This is a genomic window from Latilactobacillus parasakei, assembly GCF_049674265.1.
Lineage (GTDB): Bacteria > Bacillota > Bacilli > Lactobacillales > Lactobacillaceae > Latilactobacillus > Latilactobacillus sakei.
This window is the reverse complement of record NZ_CP186861.1, coordinates 1881868-1898201: the sequence shown is the minus strand read 5'-3', so window position 1 is coordinate 1898201 and position 16334 is coordinate 1881868. Positions and strand designations below refer to the sequence as shown.

Annotated in this window: 10 protein-coding genes, 5 tRNA genes and 3 rRNA genes; 4 read left to right on the top strand and 14 right to left on the bottom strand. The window is 42.0% G+C overall.

Annotated elements, in window-relative coordinates; translation table 11 throughout:
• Positions 1 to 34: 34 nt before the first annotated feature.
• Positions 35 to 1705: a GH25 family lysozyme gene (locus ACPBEH_RS09455; protein WP_424349001.1), complete on the bottom strand. Its 1671-nt coding sequence runs from the start codon at positions 1703 to 1705 to the stop codon at positions 35 to 37.
• Between the two features lie 122 nt (positions 1706 to 1827).
• On the opposite strand from ACPBEH_RS09455, the gene ACPBEH_RS09450 reads away from it, so the two are divergent.
• The gene (locus ACPBEH_RS09450) at positions 1828 to 2568 is read left to right on the top strand and encodes a hypothetical protein (RefSeq protein WP_424349000.1); all 741 of its coding nucleotides are present in this window, start codon (positions 1828 to 1830) and stop codon (positions 2566 to 2568) included.
• Between the two features lie 49 nt (positions 2569 to 2617).
• On the opposite strand, the gene ACPBEH_RS09445 is transcribed toward ACPBEH_RS09450, so the two are convergent.
• Complete coding sequence (locus tag ACPBEH_RS09445) at positions 2618 to 3319, bottom strand: GntR family transcriptional regulator (RefSeq protein ID WP_016265600.1); 702 nt, start codon at positions 3317 to 3319, stop codon at positions 2618 to 2620.
• Positions 3320 to 3337: 18 nt separating this feature from the next.
• On the bottom strand, positions 3338 to 4477 hold the full coding sequence (gene nagA, locus ACPBEH_RS09440; RefSeq protein WP_035147474.1) for an N-acetylglucosamine-6-phosphate deacetylase: 1140 nt from the start codon (positions 4475 to 4477) through the stop codon (positions 3338 to 3340).
• 141 nt (positions 4478 to 4618) lie between these two features.
• On the opposite strand from nagA, the gene ACPBEH_RS09435 reads away from it, so the two are divergent.
• Positions 4619 to 5539, top strand: coding sequence for a Gfo/Idh/MocA family protein (locus ACPBEH_RS09435; RefSeq protein WP_424348999.1), 921 nt, complete (start codon positions 4619 to 4621; stop codon positions 5537 to 5539).
• Between the two features lie 192 nt (positions 5540 to 5731).
• Here the strand turns inward: ACPBEH_RS09435 and proC are convergent, their stop codons facing one another.
• Complete coding sequence (proC, locus tag ACPBEH_RS09430; RefSeq protein ID WP_424348998.1) at positions 5732 to 6538, bottom strand: pyrroline-5-carboxylate reductase; 807 nt, start codon at positions 6536 to 6538, stop codon at positions 5732 to 5734.
• A gap of 120 nt (positions 6539 to 6658) precedes the next feature.
• Positions 6659 to 7336: a class A sortase gene (locus tag ACPBEH_RS09425; protein WP_424348997.1), complete on the bottom strand. Its 678-nt coding sequence runs from the start codon at positions 7334 to 7336 to the stop codon at positions 6659 to 6661.
• A gap of 224 nt (positions 7337 to 7560) precedes the next feature.
• Here ACPBEH_RS09425 and ACPBEH_RS09420 point away from each other — a divergent pair, with 224 nt between their 5' ends.
• Positions 7561 to 7704 (top strand): hypothetical protein, encoded by a 144-nt coding sequence (locus tag ACPBEH_RS09420; protein ID WP_424348996.1) that lies wholly within the window; start codon positions 7561 to 7563, stop codon positions 7702 to 7704.
• A 404-nt stretch (positions 7705 to 8108) separates the two neighbouring features.
• On the opposite strand, the gene ACPBEH_RS09415 is transcribed toward ACPBEH_RS09420, so the two are convergent.
• The 3 genes from ACPBEH_RS09415 to ACPBEH_RS09405 all read right to left on the bottom strand — a co-directional run bounded on the left by ACPBEH_RS09415 (position 8109) and on the right by ACPBEH_RS09405 (position 9850).
• Positions 8109 to 8180 (bottom strand) — tRNA-Gln (locus ACPBEH_RS09415).
• A gap of 6 nt (positions 8181 to 8186) precedes the next feature.
• Positions 8187 to 8267, bottom strand: a tRNA-Tyr gene (locus tag ACPBEH_RS09410).
• Positions 8268 to 8389: 122 nt separating this feature from the next.
• Positions 8390 to 9850, bottom strand: coding sequence for a peptide MFS transporter (locus ACPBEH_RS09405; protein WP_424348995.1), 1461 nt, complete (start codon positions 9848 to 9850; stop codon positions 8390 to 8392).
• A 424-nt stretch (positions 9851 to 10274) separates the two neighbouring features.
• Between ACPBEH_RS09405 and ACPBEH_RS09400 the strand changes: the two genes are divergently transcribed.
• The gene (locus ACPBEH_RS09400) at positions 10275 to 10859 is read left to right on the top strand and encodes an NUDIX hydrolase (RefSeq protein WP_424348994.1); all 585 of its coding nucleotides are present in this window, start codon (positions 10275 to 10277) and stop codon (positions 10857 to 10859) included.
• Positions 10860 to 10986: 127 nt separating this feature from the next.
• On the opposite strand, the gene ACPBEH_RS09395 is transcribed toward ACPBEH_RS09400, so the two are convergent.
• The 6 genes from ACPBEH_RS09395 to ACPBEH_RS09370 all read right to left on the bottom strand — a co-directional run bounded on the left by ACPBEH_RS09395 (position 10987) and on the right by ACPBEH_RS09370 (position 16188).
• Positions 10987 to 11059: transfer RNA gene (locus ACPBEH_RS09395), tRNA-Thr, on the bottom strand.
• An 8-nt stretch (positions 11060 to 11067) separates the two neighbouring features.
• A tRNA-Glu gene (locus ACPBEH_RS09390) sits at positions 11068 to 11139 on the bottom strand.
• 44 nt (positions 11140 to 11183) lie between these two features.
• Positions 11184 to 11256 (bottom strand) — tRNA-Asn (locus ACPBEH_RS09385).
• Between the two features lie 5 nt (positions 11257 to 11261).
• Positions 11262 to 11378 (bottom strand): 5S ribosomal RNA (rrf, locus tag ACPBEH_RS09380).
• A gap of 91 nt (positions 11379 to 11469) precedes the next feature.
• Positions 11470 to 14388 (bottom strand): 23S ribosomal RNA (locus ACPBEH_RS09375).
• A 226-nt stretch (positions 14389 to 14614) separates the two neighbouring features.
• Positions 14615 to 16188: ribosomal RNA gene (locus ACPBEH_RS09370) — 16S ribosomal RNA — on the bottom strand.
• The 16S, 23S and 5S rRNA genes sit together here with 3 tRNA genes alongside, the layout of an rRNA operon.
• Positions 16189 to 16334: the final 146 nt, after the last annotated feature.

The window sequence follows — 16334 nt, the reverse complement described above, 5'->3', positions numbered from 1 at the left end:
CTAACAAGTATTCTGTGTCTGATCTAATGATAAATTAATGTACTACAGCACTCGACTGTGATTCACCATTAACTACTGCTTCTGATGATTCTGATTCTTTTTGAACTTGACTAGTACTTACTGAACTTATTTCAGATGTTGAACTACTTTGAGAAGTGGCTTCTTTAGCACTATCTTCTTTTATCACATTACTGCTTTCTTGTGACGATGTTTCTTTACTTTCAGCACTACTTGATTCCGATTCCTTATCTAATTTAAGCGTTGCCTTTTGAACAGATTTTTCAACTTCTGCAAAAGCTCTCGAATTACACCAGTAATAACGATCATTATACTTAAAATTATAATAATACTCGCCATTACTTACCTTATATCTTGCCACAACATGGACAACTCTATGATCAACTTGTGAACCTACTAATAATAATTTTGTTCCTGGAAGTGGTGACGGTGTATTATAAAAGCCATAGTTATTTAAACTAATTCTAAAATCTTTATTCATTGATTCTTTATCAACTACCTTAAATACGTCTGTAAAGGCACGTGTATTTGCCCAATAATAACGATCACCATATTTAAAGTTGTAATAATATTCTCCGTTGCTTACTTTGTATCTAGCAACAGCATGGACACTTGTTTGTTGAAGATGGTTACCTGTAATTAATAGTTTTGCACCATATATGGGAGATGGTGTATTGAATAAACTATAATCATAACTATTAATTCTAATATCTTTACTGATTGATTCCTTTGAAACTATCTCAAATGTATCTTTAAAAGCACGTGTATTTGCCCAATAATAACGATCACCATATTTAAAGTTATAATAATACTCACCATTACTTACTTTATACTTAGCTACTACATGAACAACACTCTGAGTTAAATCGCGACCATTAATTAATAACTTAGCGCCATTTAAAGGCGATGGTGTATTAAATAAGCTATAATCATGACTCGCAATTTGAACATTCTTATTGACGGATTGCTTTTCAGTTATTTTAAAACCATCATCTTCGCCTTCAGTGAACCGTCCATTGTAATCGTAACTCATATCAATTTTGTTACCATTATTATCCCATGTACTTGTAAACTGCCATGCTTCACATGGATAACCACACTGAGAAGTACCATACTCAGCTACCCATAAATTCTTATCATGTAATTGTGCATCTAAAACACGTTGAATTGTAAGCCAATAACGCATGACATACGTTGACGTTTTAGCATAGCCATTTGCAGATACATAATCTTCAAATGTATTAATATCTTTTGTAATTACATTACTGTCCTTACTGTTCTGTTCATCTTCGATATCCAGAACCATTACCCGGTTACTTTCAATTCCTAAACGTTTTGCTGCAGCAACAAAATAAGCTGCTTCTCGAATTGGACTAGTTACATCTACACTGGAATTAAATTCTGCATAATGATATGCGTTAACTAATAATCCCGCTTTCTTAGCATTATTTATTTGATCCTTAGCTTTAGGATTTGTATACCAATCACCCTGTGTCAATTTAACATTAACTGCTTTAACACCCTTTTGTTTCAAAGATTGAAAGAATGCTAAATTATCAGGTTGATAGCTAGCAACATCTGCAAATAGATTAGTGCTAGCCTGCACAGCATTCGTATTACTTATAAAAATCGGTAATATACTTAAGAACGCAATACATAGTAAAAATACCCAATTCTTTTTTTTCAAAGCTGATACCCCCATAAAAATTTAATCCGTTAATTAATATTACCATAACTGATAAGATTATCTAGCTAATTTCTTAATTCATTTATATAATGAAAATGATACATCATCTTAGGAGGAATTTTATGTTAATCTGGACCATTATCTTATTCATACTTGCACTAATTTTGATCATACTTTCTTTTTTTAAGCCGTTTAAGAGTAACCGGCACTTACGGATTATTTTATTTGTTATTTCAATATTCTGTCTTATTTTTAGTTGGATGAGCTACAGTCGTCTATCCTCTAAGAAGGAACCGTCGCATGATTCAGAAAAAGTAGCCACTGTAAAAAAGAAAAAATCTATCAAAATATCGTCTATCCAAAAAAGTAGCTCTGAAAAAACAAATGCTAAATCTCAATTTTCTGAAACTGATGATACCTTAAAACCTAGTACTTCCAATACTAGTTCTTCAGTAGTTGCTTCTGAAAAAAATTCAAGTAGTTCCATAAATAAACAAAATACGTCTTCTACTAGCTCTAGTATCACATCTAGTTCTAATAACAATTCAAACAGTAGTTCCAATTCCCACAACACGTCTAATGCGACTGCTGTTGCAAAAGAAACATTTGAAAACAAAATATCAGTTACAATATCTGATGCAAAACTAATTTTAACCCCACAGGATCCTGAACTAATAACACAACTCTCTAGAATTGCTAGTCACAATCAAGAACCGTATAATTTTGATACCACTAAAGATAAAATCACAACACTTTCTCAAAATTTCCCAACCTATACGATAACCTTAATTAATCCTCAAGATAACCAACCTTTATACGCTATGAAAGATGGCAAAGTCACAACAGATCATATTTATGGTTAATCAAAAAAGAGTCAAAACAACGAATAAAATCATTGTTTTGACTCTTTTTTTATCTTTCCAAATAAAATTCAAATCGTTCGCCCACGTATTGTGTGCGGACGTATTCAAATGGTGTACCGTCGTTTAAGAAGGATACTTGGCGCAAGCGTAAGATTGAGCCGTTGCGCTTGATGTCCAAGTATTCGGCAATGCGTTCTGAGGCGAGTTGAGCCGAAACGGTTTGTTGCGCGCCACCCATTTGGTAGCCGCCTTTTTCTTCCAGCGTCTTGTAAAAAGAGCTGGTGATTTCAGCTTTACTGAAATCAGCGACTAATGATTGTGGCACTGTGGCCACTTCAAAACAAATGGGAACATTATCCGCGTAACGAATCCGTTCCATCCGTAGCACTTGTTCACCGTCTTTTAGTTGGAGCTTTTCAGCTTCACTTAATGATGGGTTAGCAATGTGAAAAGAAATCGTCTTGCTAGATGGCGTCTTGCCTTGGGCCGTCATTAAATCTGTAAAACTGGTTACCCCGGACATCTTTTCTTGGACTTTTCGGTTTGCGACGTAGGTCCCGGCACCAATCCGGCGTTCCAAAATGCCTTCATCAACCAGCGTTTGGACGGCTTGTCTAAGCGTCATTCGCGAGACTTCAAAGTTTAATGCGAGTTCACGTTCTGAAGGAATCCGATCCCCAATCGACCACTTGCCGGCTTCAATATCTTTTTTAAGTTGATTATGAATTTGAATATAAACAGGTGATTCCATGGGTCACACTCCTATTGATTAATGTTGGTAACCTTGGCCGAAGCTATAAGTTGCCACTAAGTTTTGTTGTTGGTCTAAGATGTTTAAATCAGCATCGCGGCCTACTTCTAATTTACCTTTTTGTGTTAAACCAAATTCTTCAGCTTGGTTAACACTTGACATCATAACGGCTTCAAATTTATCACAGCCCGTGAAGGTTTGGATATTCTTGAAGGCGTCGATGTAAGTCAAGACAGAACCAGCTAATGTGCCGTCTTCTAAACGTGCTTGTTTGTCTTTAACGATTACTTTTTGGCCGCCTAATTCACTTTCGCCTTCAGCAATCCCTTTGGCACGCATTGAGTCAGTTACTAAATCGATGCGTTCTGCACCTTTTTGTTCATATGCTAATTTAATCATATCTGGCACGATATGGAAACCGTCTGCGATCAATTCAGCATACATATTGTCTTCTAACATTGCGTGACCTGTTACACCAGGTTCGCGGTGCTTGAATTCACGTTGGGCATTGTATAAATGCGTGACGTGAGTTGCTTTACTTTCAATCATTTGTTCACGTGTAGCATTACTATGACCAACAGAAGGTACGATGTTGTGTGCTAAACAGTAATCTTCGAACGCTTTTGAACCAGGATCTTCTGGTGCGTAAGTAATTAAACGAACGCGATTGCCTGATAATTTGTTCCATTCGTCTAATAAGTCAACGTCTGGATCTTTGATAAATTGTTCAGGTTGAGCACCCTTAAAGATTGGGGCGATAAATGGCCCTTCTAGATGGACACCTTGGATTAATGGGTTCTTTTCAGCAGCGTCTTTAACACCACGCATGGCATTTGCAATATTTTCGTTTGATTGTGTCATTGTTGTTGCAAATAAAGTTGTGACACCTTCGTTTTGCATCATCTTAGTTGCCATTTCGTCGATTTGGTTAGCATCGCCATCCATTGCATCAAAACCGTAACCACCATGACAGTGAACGTCGATGAAGCCAGGAATGATGGTTTGACCCTTCATATCTTGGATTTCTTCGCCAGCTTGTGCTTTATAGTCAAACATTGGGCCAACAGCTAAAATTTGTTTGTCAAAACGAATATAGCCATCTTCAATAACGTCATCACCAGTATAGATTACTGCATGTTTTAAAACTTTGATTGTCATTATCCATCCACCTCTATTATTAAATTACTTCCAGTATAAATGGTATAGACCAAAAATGCAAGGCACTCGACGTGATCTTTGAACCGTTTTCTTAAAAATTTGGTATACTGTCCTTATCAACTACTGTGAGGAGTTTTAAGCATGCTAAATATTGGGGTTATCGGTTTAGGCAACATCGCGCAAAAAGCTTATTTGCCAGTAATGGCACAATTACAAGATCAAGTTAACTGGGTTTTATGTTCCCGCCAACCCGCAAAACTGGCGCAACTACAAGACCAATATCACTTTAGCGATGGTTGTCTCTCTTTTGAAGATCTCTTGGCAAAATCCTTGGATGCCGTTTTTATCCATACACCTACTAACACCCATTATACACTTGTTAAGCAAGCACTTTCACATGGATTACACGTTTTTGTCGATAAACCGCTCAGCGAGAACCCACTGGAAGTCGCTGAACTCTATAAATTAGCCGAACAGCAAGGCCTATTATTAACGGTTGGTTTCAACCGCCGTTTTGTGCCGCAATTACAAAAGTTAAAAAGCATCCCTAATAAGCAACTGATCAACGTTACGAAAACGCGCGTCGATACGCGTCAACCAGCCGCTTTTGCGATTTACGATTTAATGATTCATACCATTGATACAGCCCTTTATTTAGCTAATGACGTTGGTTTGAGCGATAACGTGCAGACGTATTGTAAACAGGATGCCAACCAACAACTGCAAGTTGCCCAGCTGACCGTTGAAACGACCAGTCAACTCATCACTGCGACGTTAAATATGCAAGGTGGCACTAACCAAGAAATCGCTAGTCTTCAAAGTCCGCACGGTTTATTCACTGTTGATAACCTGACACAATATACCGCCAAAACGGCAACGGATAATCGGCAACAACAACCCGCGGACTGGGAACCAACACTAGTCAGCCGCGGTTTTGACCCAATGATTAGAGCCTTTATTACGGCATTGCAAACAAACGGTGAAAATCCCGTCTCACCTGCCAGCAGCTTATTAACACATCAGTTGTGCCACACGATGTGCAGACAAGCGCAACGTTGTTAAAAATAGGCCAGAACATGGCGTAAAAAAGAGGTCGCAACAAAAATTACTTTTGTTGCGACCTCTTTTTATACTTAAACGTGCTTCCCCGAACTGCCTTTTCCGGTTAACTACAAAATGAGCAGTATGGCTAAAACCTGCCATACTGCTCATTTTTAGGTTAATCCTCAAAGTCAAATCGTTCGAGTCCGCACGCTATTTTTGGCTTTCCAAGTCTTTTTCAATTGTTGCGTCGATACCTTTAACCACTGCTGACATTAAACCTGCTTCTTCCATTGCTAACAAGCCTGCAACGGTTGTGCCACCTGGTGATGATACTTTGTCGATTAAGTCCCATGGTGAATCGTCACTCAGCAGAACATTTTGGGCGCTCCCTAAAACAGCTTGGGCTGCGATTTCAGTTGCCGCTTTCTTGGTTAAACCGTGTTTAACACCGGCACGTGCCATTGAATCGATGAATAAGTAAACGAAAGCTGGTGAACTGCCAGCAAGTGCGCTGAAAGTTGTGAAGTCTTTTTCACCAATTTCAACAACGCCACCTAATTGTGACAAGACGTCCTTCACGCTCTTCAATTGATCAGCACTCACTTGTGCATTACCGACAACGGCTGTGATACCGGCGCGGTTAGCAACGTTGACGTTGGGCATAATCCGCAAAATAGGTAGATTATCCGCGTCCACTTGTTGACTTAATTTAGCCAACGAAAGACCGGCTGCCATTGAAACCATTAATGGTTTCTTTTCTTTAAAAGCGGCGCCTGTTTCTTCCAGAATAAGTGGCACAATATATGGTTTAACCGCCAAGAAGACAATATCAGCTTGTGCGACTACCGCGATATTATCTGCCACTGGTGTAATGTGTTGTTCAGCCGCAAATGCTTCATAATTTGCCGGATGAGCCCCGTGGACCAAAATATCCGTTGTTGCGATCTGATCAGCTTTCACTAAGCCTTTAATAATTGCTTGTGCCATATTACCGACACCAATAAAACCAATTTTCATTCTGCCACCCCTTTTTGTATTGAACCAAGAATACCGAAAGAAAGTGTTAAAGTCAATTAGCACCTTATCTATACTAAAAAAGCGTCCGGCAAAATTGACTTTTGTCGGACGCTTTCTCATTTAGAAGCGTGCTAAATTTTTAACTGATGCCTGCGACGTTTTAACCAATTCACCCACAACGACTGTTCGCTCGTAAGTCTGACCATTGACTATCTCGCCATCAGGATCACAGGTGTACAAAGTCACTAGGCGTTTTTGCCGGACATCATCCAAAATAGCTACTTGGTTGGCCTTAACCGTTTTGCGACTGATGACGCGATAGGTATAAACCTGCTTCGTATCGGTCAAATAAATCGCGGCGCCCACTTTCGTTTGACTGAGTGGTGAGAACAAAACATTTTCCTGGGCAATATCGTGACTACTTAAAACATAGTTTCGCTTGCCCATTGTCTGTCCCTGTTTATTGGTAACAGCCGCCTTTAGCATATTATCGTGCCCGTTTGTTTGACCAATACCTTTGATAATCGGCAATTTAATACCCACTGAGGGAATTGCCAACTTACCAACCGTAATCCCCCGCGTATCTTCATCCCAATAAGTTGGTTGCGGTGCGTTATCGTCCGCCATTTTTTTCGTCTGAACTGGTCGCACTTTAACGATTCGTGCGCGGGCGATATTTTGCGTCAACTGATCATGCCGATACTTTTGAACACCCATCAAACCTAGAAAAAGACAAAGTGATGCTATAAAAAGCCAACGAACCCATTTCACTGCCGGGCGCTTTTGCTGTCCTTTCATCCCCTTATCTCCTCCTTACAAGATTTTGCTGAACCTAGAAGCGTTTCCCAAAAACAAATAAGCCAGAAAGACTTGCTACGATACCCGCAAAAATAGTCGCAATTGTCTTGTCATGATTATCTTGACCCGTTTGAAGTAAGGTAGTTGGCTTGTTGCCAGTCTTATCGGCTGTGTCAGGCGCTTTATCAGCACTATTAGCTGATCCATTTTGACCATTATTAGTTGTGTTAACTGTCCCTGCTGCTGAATGGCTTGTTTCACCAGCACCATTTGATGCGCTATTATTTGACGAACCATTCTTTGAACCGTTATTGACTGAACTACTTGAATTACTTGATTCATTATTTGAAGCACCATCGAATTACTAACATTTGATGCTGACGAGGCAAACGAAATCAGTGAATTACTATTATCTTATTAGACGAATGAAATAAATAACAAAAAAGCTGGTGAAAATTAATTCATCGGCCTTTTTTGTTACCTTTTATCTTCTCTCAAAACCATTCTTTAAATTAACACTCTCTCTTGGCTATATATGGGCCCATGAAGTTTATAAGGCATACGACGGACTATTAGTCGGATTTCCTTTAACCTCTTCAGATTCGAGTTCTGGGGCTTACCTGAGGCGCGATTAAATCATCTTTCATACCTTAAAACACAGAACTGCTATTAATAATCCGCACACGCTTATTCTATAAATGAATAAAGCGTGTTTTTTTACTCACAAAAAAAAGCGCACCGACAACTGTCGGTACGCTTACCTGATAAATTATTGGGCTAGCTGGATTCGAACCAGCGCATGACAGGATCAAAACCTGTTGCCTTACCGCTTGGCCATAGCCCAATCAAGTGGAGGAGAGTGGATTCGAACCACCGAACCCGAAGGAGCGGATTTACAGTCCGCCGCGTTTAGCCACTTCGCTACTCCTCCATATGTCTGTCTCATCTCATCGATTCAACTATATTAGTTTACAAAATTTTCAGACAAAAATCAACCCTAAAATGCAAAAAAAACCTCGATTATTGTATAAATAACCAAGATTTTTTAAATAATTAGTTAACGCCTTCCATCAACTTGTGAATTGGTTTCACGAAGAAAATTAAGACGATCCCGAAGATTGCACTAACAATCCCGATGCCTAAGAAGTATTTAATTTCTGTTTGTGGTGAATATAAACGCACAAGTTGTGCATTAATTGCTTGCCCAGCAGCATCAGCTAAGAACCACATACTCATCATCTGTGATTGGAATGCTTTTGGTGCTAATTTCGTTGTAATCGAAAGGCCGATTGGTGAGATTAACATTTCAGCAATTTCAACAATCACCCATGAGCCGATTAACCAAAATGGGCTAACACGTCCAGCAGTCCCATGTAATAAGCCAGGAAGCGCCATGAACATATATGAAAGACCAGCAAAGATTAAACCAACAGCAAATTTACCAGGTGCTGAGGGTTGCTTCTTCCATGAACTCCACAACCAAACGAAGAACGGTGTTAATAGCATAATGAATAATGGATTAAGTGATTGGAACCATGAAGCAGCCAAATTAAAATGACCAATGTGTAAAACCGTACGATCTTCAGCAAATAATGCTAAGACCACTGAACCTGACTCTTCGATGCCCCAGAAAACAGCAGCAGCAATGAACAATGGAATATATGCTAAAACACGTGAACGTTCTTTTTTAGTCACTTTTTGACTTGCTAACATCCGATAGAAATAGATAATTGGTAAAGCAATCGCAACGATTGAAATTGCCAAAACAATATTTTCAATGTTTAAATGACCTGTAAATTGCATTGCTAAAACAATAATTACGATTGCGATAATACCAAGTACGATTCTGCGAATTACGCTTGTTAATTCTTCTGCAGCAATCGGATCATTAGGACGCGCATTTTCTTTATTAAATTGTGAACGACCACGATAATATTGAATTAACCCGAAGAACATCCCAATGGCAGCTAATGAGAACCCTAAGTGGAAATTCATCTGTAAGCCGACGGTCCCAACAATCAATGGTGCGACAAACGATCCCAAGTTAATCCCGAAGACGAACATACTGAAACCAGCATCTCGACGACGATCATCTTCACTGTATAAGCTACCAACCATTTCAGAAACGTTTGGTTTCAATAACCCAGTTCCGGCAACAATCAAGCCGATTGAAATAAATAAAGCAGTTGCGCCCATCGGTACCGCTAGTACAATATGGCCCAACATAATGAGGACCCCACCGATGAAGACGGTCTTAAAGCTACCCCAGATTCGATCACTCAACCAACCACCAGCAACACTGGCTAAATAAACCATCGAACCATAGATTGCCATCACTGACATCGCAGTCGTCTTGTCAAAACCAAGACCACCTTTATCTAAAGCAAAATACATATAGAATAGTAAAATTGCACGCATCCCGTAATAACTGAATCGTTCCCACATTTCTGTGAAGAATAATGTCGATAGGCCGTGCGGTTGGCCAAAGAATGTCTTTTCATGTTTCTCTTCCATTGTAATACCCCACTTTAAAACTTTATTATTTTTGAAACTAGGAATTGACAGCTGTTAAGATAGGGACTTCAATGGTTGAAATCGGCACTATACAAGAACTCTCTTATCATTCGCTTAGAATCTATAAATGACATTATAATCTTATTTTAATGTTAAAGCAATTCTTTTTTTAAATTTTTATGTATTTTTTGACTAACTTTCAAACCGTTTTTCACTAGGATTACCTAGCATTTTCGCAATTAATCTCCCCTACTTTCGTTTGTTTTCACCCAATATTTTCCCAAATTTGAATCAGTAATTATTAATATGTTATCTAAGTCATAATCGATTTTATCAATCTACTTCGATTTAATAATTATTTTATGGGTGAACGGGTGAAGAAACTTTGTAGTACAATGATTAAATAGAAAGTAGGTCGAATATTGTGACACAACTCAAATTAGTTGCACTTAAGAAATTATTAACGGATCGGTGGCTTAATTATTACGAAGCTACCTACCGAAACACCCAAAAAGAAGAGATTAATTATCATTTTGTCAGTCGTGAGGCTGATTTAACGACAGATAATCTTAAACACCCCGTAACAGCTTCTGCAGTCACCATGTTTTGCCTTAATCATGACCATAGTCAGGTCTTATTATTAAGACAATTCAGACTACCCCTCAACGATTATGTCTATGGTAATTCAGCTGGTTTAATCGAACCTGGTGAAACAGTCGAACAAGCCATTGAACGCGAACTCGTCGAAGAAACAGGCTATCAGGACGTTCATATTGATCAAATATTTAACCCTAGCTATTCTACACCAGGTATTACGGATGGTGCCATTACTTTAGCCATCTGTACAATCGATCAACACCCCACTCAAGAAACAACTTTAGAATCTGCTGAGGAATTGACCAGTATTTGGGTTAATAAAAAACAAGCTGCTGAGATATTAGCAAACGGTAAGATTTCAGGCCGAACGCAATTACTATTGTGGCAATGGGTTAATGATCGCTTAAACTAAATAAGATGCTGTTCCCAGCTGGGACAGCATCTTATTTTTGATTTTATTATAAATAAAGGTAATAAAAAAGCATTGCCAGTCATCAAGACCAACAATGCTTAACAAGAATCACATGCATAACACTTAGTGCCGGCTGCAGGAGTCGAACCTGTGACCCTCGGTTTACGATACCGATGCTCTACCAACTGAGCTAAGCCGGCATAAAAGATGACCCGTACGGGATTTGAACCCATGATACCGCCGTGAAAGGGCGGTGTCTTAACCACTTGACCAACGGGCCGAAAATAAAAAACGATTGAAGGGTCTCAACCGCTCAATTCATTACTCCGGTTGTCAGGCTCGAACTGACGACATCATGATTAACAGTCATGCGCTCTACCAACTGAGCTAAACCGGAATCAAGCGTGGCAACGTCCTATCCTCGCAGGTAGTTTCCCACCAACTACTATCGGCGCTAAGAAGCTTAACTACTGTGTTCGACATGGGAACAGGTGTATCCTTCTTGCTATCGCCACCACACTATTTTGTGCTTTCGCACTGAGAAGAACTTCGTTCTCTCAAAACTGCATAATAAGTAATATTTTCATTTCAAAAGCCAAACATTGCACCTTTGGTTAAGTCCTCGACCGATTAGTACTAGTCCGCTCCATACATCGCTGTACTTCCACTCCTAGCCTATCTACCTGATCATCTTTCAGGGGTCTTACTTCCATAAAGGAATGGGAAATCTCATCTCGAGGGGGGCTTCACACTTAGATGCTTTCAGCGTTTATCCCTGCCATACATAGCTACCCAGCGATGCGCCTGGCGGCACAACTGGTACACCAGAGGTATGTCCATCCCGGTCCTCTCGTACTAAGGACAGCTCCTCTCAAATTTCCTGCGCCCGCGACGGATAGGGACCGAACTGTCTCACGACGTTCTGAACCCAGCTCGCGTACCGCTTTAATGGGCGAACAGCCCAACCCTTGGGACCGACTACAGCCCCAGGATGCGATGAGCCGACATCGAGGTGCCAAACCTCCCCGTCGATGTGGACTCTTGGGGGAGATAAGCCTGTTATCCCCAGGGTAGCTTTTATCCGTTGAGCGATGGCCCTTCCATACGGAACCACCGGATCACTAAGTCCGACTTTCGTCCCTGCTCGATTTGTCAATCTCACAGTCAAGCTCTCTTATACCTTTACACTCTACGAATGATTTCCAACCATTCTGAGAGAACCTTTGAGCGCCTCCGTTACACTTTAGGAGGCGACCGCCCCAGTCAAACTGCCCACCTGACACTGTCTCCCGCCACGCTAAGTGGCGCGGGTTAGAGTGGTCATACAGTTAGGGTAGTATCCCACCAACGCCTCAATCGAAACTAGCGTTCCGATTTCTACGGCTCCTACCTATCCTGTACAAACTGTACAAACACTCAATATCAAGCTACAGTAAAGCTCCATGGGGTCTTTCCGTCCTGTCGCGGGTAACCCGCATCTTCACGGGTATTATAATTTCACCGAGTCTCTCGTTGAGACAGTGCCCAAATCATTACGCCTTTCGTGCGGGTCGGAACTTACCCGACAAGGAATTTCGCTACCTTAGGACCGTTATAGTTACGGCCGCCGTTTACTGGGGCTTCAATTCTGGGCTTCGCTTGCGCTAACTCATCCTCTTAACCTTCCAGCACCGGGCAGGCGTCAGCCCCTATACGTCATCTTACGATTTTGCAGAGACCTGTGTTTTTGATAAACAGTTGTTTGGGCCTATTCACTGCGGCTGACCTGACGGTCAGCACCCCTTCTCCCGAAGTTACGGGGTCATTTTGCCGAGTTCCTTAACGAGAGTTCACTCGCTCACCTTAGGATATTCTCCTCGACCACCTGTGTCGGTTTACGGTACGGGTAGTTTATTTCTCACTAGAAGCTTTTCTTGGCAGTGTAACATCAGGAACTTCGCTACTTAATTTCGCTCCCCATCACAACTTGTCCTTAAAGAATCAAGCATTTCACTCAACTCAAGACTTATTGCTTGGACACACATTTCCAGTCGTGTGTATTCCTTAGCTTCCTGCGTCCCTCCATCATTCAAACAAAATAAACTAGTACAGGAATATCAACCTGTTATCCATCGACTACGCCTCTCGGCCTCGCCTTAGGTCCCGACTAACCCTGGGAGGACGAGCCTTCCCCAGGAAACCTTAGTCATACGGTGGATCAGATTCTCACTGATCTTTCGCTACTCATGCCGGCATTCTCACTTCTAAGCGCTCCACTAGTCCTTACGATCTAGCTTCATCGCCCTTAGAACGCTCTCCTACCGCGGACACTTACGTGTCCACCCACAGTTTCGGTATTATGTTTAGCCCCGGTACATTTTCGGCGCAGCGGCACTCGACTAGTGAGCTATTACGCACTCTTTAAATGGTGGCTGCTTCTGAGCCAACATCCTAGTTGTCTGTGCACCGCCACATCCTTTTCCACTTAACATAAATTTTGGGACCTTAACTGGTGATCTGGGCTGTTTCCCTTTCGACTACGGATCTTATCACTCGCAGTCTGACTCCCGGAACTAAATCAATGGTATTCGGAGTTTATCTGAATTCAGTAACCCATGACGGGCCCCTAGTCCAAACAGTGCTCTACCTCCATGATCCAATATTCCGAGGCTAGCCCTAAAGCTATTTCGGAGAGAACCAGCTATCTCCAAGTTCGATTGGAATTTCACCGCTACCCACACCTCATCCCCGCCATTTTCAACTGACGTGGGTTCGGTCCTCCAGTGTGTTTTACCACACCTTCAACCTGGACATGGGTAGGTCACTTGGTTTCGGGTCTACATCTATATACTCACTCGCCCATTTCAGACTCGCTTTCGCTACGGCTCCAGCTTTTCACTTTAACCTCGCATATAAACGTAACTCGCCGGTTCATTCTACAAAAGGCACGCCATCACTCATTAACGAGCTTTGACTAATTGTAGGCACATGGTTTCAGGATCTATTTCACTCCCCTTCCGGGGTGCTTTTCACCTTTCCCTCACGGTACTGGTTCACTATCGGTCACTAGGGAGTATTTAGCCTTGGGAGATGGTCCTCCCGGATTCCGACGGAATTTCACGTGTTCCGCCGTACTCAGGATTCAGAACGGAGGTTAAGTTGTTTAATCTACGTGGTTATCACACTCTTTGACTCAGCTTCCCAGCTGATTCGATTACAACTTAACTTGGTAACTCCAAAGTTCTGTCCTACAACCCCAAGAAGCAAGCTTCTTGGTTTGGGCTCTTCCCCGTTCGCTCGCCGCTACTTAGGGAATCGATTTTTCTTTCTCTTCCTGAAGGTACTTAGATGTTTCAGTTCCCCTCGTCTACCTTCATTAAGCTATGTATTCACTTAATGATAATACTCGATTAAAAGTATTGGGTTCCCCCATTCGGAAATCTCCGGATCAAAGCTTACTTACAGCTCCCCGAAGCATATCGGTGTTAGTACCGTCCTTCATCGGCTCCTAGTGCCAAGGCATCCACCATGCGCCCTTTATAACTTAACCTATCTTTACCTACGGTAAAGGGTTATTATTTGAGTTTAGCGATATGAACTAATTCATATTTCTATTATTAAAAAACTCTTTAAAACGCAATGTTTTTCTCGGCTTTTAAAACTAATATATTACTTATTATCCAGTTTTCAAAGAACAAAGTTTGAGAGTAGACCTCTCAAAACTAAACAAAGTTTTGATTTCGCAAATGTACAAGGTTTTCCGTATTATTCCTTAGAAAGGAGGTGATCCAGCCGCAGGTTCTCCTACGGCTACCTTGTTACGACTTCACCCTAATCATCTGTCCCACCTTAGACGGCTGGCTCCCCGAAGGGTTACCTCACCGGCTTTGGGTGTTACAAACTCTCATGGTGTGACGGGCGGTGTGTACAAGGCCCGGGAACGTATTCACCGCGGCATGCTGATCCGCGATTACTAGCGATTCCGGCTTCATGTAGGCGAGTTGCAGCCTACAATCCGAACTGAGAATGGTTTTAAGAGATTAGCTAAACCTCGCGGTCTCGCAACTCGTTGTACCATCCATTGTAGCACGTGTGTAGCCCAGGTCATAAGGGGCATGATGATTTGACGTCGTCCCCACCTTCCTCCGGTTTGTCACCGGCAGTCTCACTAGAGTGCCCAACTAAATGCTGGCAACTAGTAATAAGGGTTGCGCTCGTTGCGGGACTTAACCCAACATCTCACGACACGAGCTGACGACAACCATGCACCACCTGTCACTTTGTCCCCGAAGGGAAAGCTCTATCTCTAGAGTGGTCAAAGGATGTCAAGACCTGGTAAGGTTCTTCGCGTTGCTTCGAATTAAACCACATGCTCCACCGCTTGTGCGGGCCCCCGTCAATTCCTTTGAGTTTCAACCTTGCGGTCGTACTCCCCAGGCGGAGTGCTTAATGCGTTAGCTGCGGCACTGAAGGGCGGAAACCCTCCAACACCTAGCACTCATCGTTTACGGCATGGACTACCAGGGTATCTAATCCTGTTTGCTACCCATGCTTTCGAGCCTCAGCGTCAGTTACAGACCAGACAGCCGCCTTCGCCACTGGTGTTCTTCCATATATCTACGCATTTCACCGCTACACATGGAGTTCCACTGTCCTCTTCTGCACTCAAGTTTCCCAGTTTCCGATGCACTTCTTCGGTTGAGCCGAAGGCTTTCACATCAGACTTAAGAAACCGCCTGCGCTCGCTTTACGCCCAATAAATCCGGACAACGCTTGCCACCTACGTATTACCGCGGCTGCTGGCACGTAGTTAGCCGTGGCTTTCTGGTTGGATACCGTCACTACCTGATCAGTTACTATCAGATACATTCTTCTCCAACAACAGAGTTTTACGATCCGAAAACCTTCTTCACTCACGCGGCGTTGCTCCATCAGACTTTCGTCCATTGTGGAAGATTCCCTACTGCTGCCTCCCGTAGGAGTCTGGGCCGTGTCTCAGTCCCAGTGTGGCCGATTACCCTCTCAGGTCGGCTATGCATCACGGTCTTGGTGAGCCTTTACCTCACCAACTAACTAATGCACCGCGGGTCCATCCTAAAGTGATAGCCGAAACCATCTTTCAACCCTACACCATGCGGTGTTAGGTTTTATGCGGTATTAGCATCTGTTTCCAAATGTTATCCCCCACTTTAGGGCAGGTTACCCACGTGTTACTCACCCGTCCGCCACTCACTCAAATGTTTATCAATCAGGAGCAAGCTCCTTCAATCTAAACGAGAGTGCGTTCGACTTGCATGTATTAGGCACGCCGCCAGCGTTCGTCCTGAGCCAGGATCAAACTCTCGATTAAAAGTTTGTAGCTCTTGTTTTGTTACTTAATTTATTTGCTAGCGAAATTGACTTCGCAAATATGTTGTGCCCCGAAGGGCGACCCTACACATTTGGTTTATCAAAACTTTGTTCAGTTTTCAAAGATCTACTGTGTTGAAACAGCTT

Coding starts and splice junctions, on each gene's coding strand:
- ACPBEH_RS09435 (WP_424348999.1), top strand. CDS start 4,619: ATGCTAAATATTGGGGTTATCGGTTTAGGCAACATCGCGCAAAAAGCT.
- ACPBEH_RS09445 (WP_016265600.1), bottom strand. CDS start 3,319: ATGGAATCACCTGTTTATATTCAAATTCATAATCAACTTAAAAAAGAT.
- proC (WP_424348998.1), bottom strand. CDS start 6,538: ATGAAAATTGGTTTTATTGGTGTCGGTAATATGGCACAAGCAATTATT.
- ACPBEH_RS09405 (WP_424348995.1), bottom strand. CDS start 9,850: ATGGAAGAGAAACATGAAAAGACATTCTTTGGCCAACCGCACGGCCTA.
- ACPBEH_RS09425 (WP_424348997.1), bottom strand. CDS start 7,336: ATGAAAGGACAGCAAAAGCGCCCGGCAGTGAAATGGGTTCGTTGGCTT.
- nagA (WP_035147474.1), bottom strand. CDS start 4,477: ATGACAATCAAAGTTTTAAAACATGCAGTAATCTATACTGGTGATGAC.
- ACPBEH_RS09450 (WP_424349000.1), top strand. CDS start 1,828: ATGTTAATCTGGACCATTATCTTATTCATACTTGCACTAATTTTGATC.